2 protein-coding genes are annotated in these 4,313 nt (G+C 70.8%); one reads left to right on the top strand and one right to left on the bottom strand.

Features of this window, described 5'->3' with window-relative positions:
- A partial coding sequence (locus QHF83_RS52985; protein ID WP_282425825.1) for a transglycosylase SLT domain-containing protein occupies positions 1–2,134 on the top strand: 2,134 nt, incomplete at its 5' end.
- 57 nt (positions 2,135–2,191) lie between these two features.
- Here QHF83_RS52985 and QHF83_RS52980 read toward each other — a convergent pair.
- On the bottom strand, positions 2,192–4,313 hold a 2,122-nt coding region (locus QHF83_RS52980), incomplete at its 5' end, for a lamin tail domain-containing protein (protein ID WP_282425824.1).

Raw genomic sequence — 4,313 nt, 5'->3', positions numbered from 1 at the left:
GCCCGCGGCCGTCGCCGTCGCCACGACCGCAGCCGCGCTCGCGCCGGCCGCGCCGCCCGCGCGCTGGGCCGAGGCCGTGCGCCTCGAGCGCTGGGACGAGGCCGAGGCGCAGCTCGACGCGCTCCCCGAGGCCGATCGGCAGCGGCCCGAGATGCGTTACCTCCGAGGGCGTGTGGCGTTCGAGCGGGGCGACGCGGCGCGCGCGGTCGAGCTCTTCACGGGGCTCGACAAGGAGCTGCCGCTGCTCGCGGACGACATCGCGCGCAGGCGCGCCGAGGCCGCGTCCGTGGCGGGGCCCTTCGCAGATGCCGCGGCGTTCTTCGGCAAATCGAGGTCGCCGGCCGACCTTCACCGCGCGGCGCTCGCGCTGGAGAAGGACGGGCAGCTCGCGCCGGCGAGGACGATCCTCGATCGCGCGCTCGCCGCGGCCGCGCGCTCCCGCAAGAAGAGCGACGACGCGGCGCTACGGGCCGCCCGCGCCCGGATCGCCGAGGCCCAGGGCCTCTTGCCCATCGCGATCGCCGACCTGCGCTGGCTCGCGGTCGAGGCCGCCGGCATGCCGGAAGGCGAAGCCGGCGCGGCCGCGCTCGAGCGGCTGAAGCAATCGCTCGCGCCGAAGGATCTGCTCGCCCGCGCGCTCACGCTCGTCCGGGCCGGCCACGCCGAAACGGCGATTCCGATCCTCGACGAGCTCGAAAAAAAGAAAACGGTGCCGCTGCTCGACGTGCTCCACGCGCGGGCCGAGGCGAAGCTCAAGGCGCGCGATTATCCCGAGGCCGAAAAAGCCTTCCGCGTGCTCTCCACGCTGCCCGGCCCGCGCAAGGTCGAGGCAATGTACCAGGCGGCGAACGCGCTCGCCCGCGGAGGACAGGCCGACGAGGCGATCAAGCGCTGGCTCGACCTCTCCTCCCGTTTCAAGAAAAATAGCTGGGCCGAGCGCTCGCTGTATCAGGCCGCGCGCTGGCTGCTCCTCCGCGGCCGTTACGACGAGGCCGCGCCGCTGTATACACGTTATCTCGCGCTCTTCCCGAAAGGGGCCTACCGCGAGGATGCCCATTACGAGCAGGCGCTCGCGCTTCTCTCGGCCGGGCAGCCGAAGGCCGCGCAAAAGACGCTGGGCAAGCTCGCGAAAGCCGCGAAGAAGCCCGAGGAGGCGCAGAAGCTCCGCGAGCTCGAGGGGCTCGCCGCCTTCCGCGCCGGCGACCGCGACGAGGCCGTCCGCATCTGGACCGAGGTCGCCCGCACGTTCCCGCTCTCCTTCGCCGCGCTCGCCGCCCGCTCGCGCCTCGCCGCCGCGGGCGCGCCGTTACCGCCCCTGATCGAGCCCGCGGCCCCGCGCACCGCGAATCCGCTCGACCTCGAGTTGCCCGATCCGGCGCGGCTCCTGGTCTCGATCGGGCTCGACGTCGAGGCCGAGGGGCGGCTCGTTCCCTTCGAGCGCGAAGCGGCCGCGCGTTTCGCCGGGCGCGAGGCCGAGGCGCTTTGCGGCATGTACGGCAAGCTCGCGCATGCGCGGCGTCGTTATCGGGTGGGCGTGGCGCAGGTCGGAATGCCGCAACTCCTCCGCGCGCCGGGCGAGGCCGATCGCTGGGCGTGGGAGTGCCTCTATCCGCGGCCGTACCTCGACGAGGTGCAGAAGCTCGAAGCCGAGCACGAGGTGCCCCGCGGGCTCGTGCATTCGCTCATGCGACAGGAGAGCGCGTTCGATCCGGAGGCGCTCTCGCCGGTGTTCGCCGTGGGCCTCCTGCAACTCATGCCGAAGACGGCGGAGAAGGCCTCGGCCGAGATCGGCGCGAGCTTCGAGCCGTCGCGGCTCAAGAGCCCGCACGTGAATTTGCGGCTCGGCTCGTATTACATCGGCAAGCTGCTGAAGACGTTCCGGAAAAACCCGGTCCTCGCGGTGGCCTCCTACAACGCGGGGCCGCGGGCCGTGGGGCAATGGATGCGGCCGGGCGTGGACGCGGAGGCGGATCTCTGGGTCGCGCGGATCCCCTACGACGAGACGCGCAATTACGTGGCGCGCGTGCTCGGCAACCTCGCGCGCTATCAATGGATGGAAGGCGGCGACGCGGCCGTCGCGCCGCTCGCGCTGGAAGTGCCGGTCGACGTCGAGGTGCCGCCGGACGCGTATTGAGATAGGCGGGGAGGGGGAGGCGAGGGGCTCGATCGGAATCGAGCCCCCGCGCGGAGGTCACGGGCAGGCCATGACGTTGTTCGACGCGCCGGGCGTGGGCTGCCCGACCTTGAACTTGTCGCCATTCTTGCGGCCGTCGCCGCAGCGCTGGATCGATTGCGTCTCCTGCGTGCCGCCCGAGCCTTCGCTCACCTGCGTGCGGCCCGGCGTGCCCGTGGGCCCGATGAGCACGTCGAGCAGGCCGGCGTCGGCCGATTGCCCCGTCGAATAAACGAGCACGTCGATGAGGCCGTTCGCCGTGACCGCCGTGCCCGAGGGGAACGACGCCGGAGCGGCCTGGTAAATCGCGATCGCGTCCTGCCCATTCTGGATCACGCTGGTCGAGCCGAAGGCGATGGCCGGCGCGGGCGTCATCCCCGGGCTGCCGACGAGCAGCATGCCATTCGCGTCCGTCGTCCCGTTCAGCGCCGTCACGGGCAGGTACGACACGTCGCCGTTGCCATTGTAGAGGACGAGCGTGTAGCCCGCGAGGCTCACGTTCGGCACGCCCGTCGTGATCTCGACGAACTCCGCGGTGTCCGTGCCCATCTGGTCCGAGTCGAATTCGTTGATGAGCAGGTGGATCACGGTAAGCTGGAACGGCGCCGTGTCGCCGCCCGGCGCGGTGACGACGAGGTCCTGCAGCGCGATCGGCGTCGTGTCGGGCACGTTCGTGATCGTGATCTGCGTGTTGCTGTCGACCGTGAACGTCTGATCGACGCCGCCGAGCTTCACCGCCGTCGCGCCCGTGAAGCCATTGCCCGTGACGACGAGCTTGCCGCCGTGCGCGATGACCTGGTAATCGACCGACGTGATCTTCTGGGCGAGGCACGCCATGTTGCCCGCGCAATCCGTGTCGGCGCAATCGACGAGGCCGTCGCAATCGTCGTCGACGAGGTCGGCGCAGGCCATTTCCATCGTCATGCCGCCCGGACAGACGCACGTCATCGACATGGCCTCGCAGACGAGGCCGTTCGCCCCGCACGACTCGCCGGCGCAATCGGAATCGGCGCAGTCGGTCGCCATGTCGCCGTCGTCGTCCACCATGTTGCCGCAGTTCTCCTGCGGCAAACACGCGGGAGCTGCGGCGCAGTCGGGATCGGCGCAATCGACCATCATGTCGCCGTCGTCGTCCTTCATGTTGTCGCACGTCTCGACACACTGAGGCGCCTGGGCGCAGTCCGGATCGGCGCAGTCGATGAGGTTGTCTGCGTCCTCGTCCATCATGGCCGTGTCGCAGATCTCGGCCGTCGCGACGTTCGCCGCGCCCGGCGTGATCTGCGTGGTCGCGCGCCAGTCGACGCTGTCGTCGCTCGTGTCCTGCCCGTTCGGATAGCGGATCATCGAGCGGATCGGCGAGGCCGCGGCCTGGTTGTCGAACGCGGTCGTCGCGGTGCCCGAGACCAGCGAGAACGTCTGGCCGCCGAGCATGACGGCCGTGACCTGGCCGTCGGGCGTGCCGTTTTCGTACGAGAGCCCGTCGAGCAGCGTGTTCGTCTTCGTATCGAAGAGCGCGACGCCGTCCGGCGCGCCGTTCTGGATGTTGTCCGCCGGGTTCGGCAGCAATAGGACTTTCGCGGCCGGATCGATGTTCATCACGCCCGACGAAGCGATCACGACGTATCCGCCCGCGGCGAGCATGCCGGAGAGCTTGGTCGCGGTGCCATAAACGACGTCCGCGCCGCCCGGGCCCGTGCCATTGACGAGCAGGACCTCGACGCCGTCGAGCAACACGTCGCCGCCGGCATTGTAGATCTCGATGAACTCGGCCGTATCGGCGCTCGCCTGGTCGTAATCGATCTCGTTGATGACGAGCTTGCCGCACACGGGCGCCATCGCGCAGTCGGCGTCGGCGCAGTCGATGTCGCCGTCGTTGTCCTCGTCCGCGCCGCCCGAGCAGACCTCGGCACACGCCGCCGCGCAGTCGGCGTCGTCGCAGTCGATGTCGCCGTCGCCGTCGTCATCCATCGTGTTGTCGCAGACCTCGGCCGGATTCCCTCCGCCGGACCCGCCCGCGCCGCCCTGGCCGCCGGCGCCACCCGCGCCGCCCTGGCCTCCAGCGCCGCCCTGACCGCCGACGCCGCCCGCGCCGCCCTGGCCTCCAGCGCCGCCCTGACCGCCAGCGCCGCCCTGACCGCCA

Source organism: Polyangium sp. 15x6, assembly GCF_029960785.1.
Lineage (GTDB): Bacteria > Myxococcota_A > Polyangia > Polyangiales > Polyangiaceae > Polyangium.
Note: the sequence above shows the minus strand (reverse complement) of the source record. Positions and strands in the feature narration are given on the sequence as shown.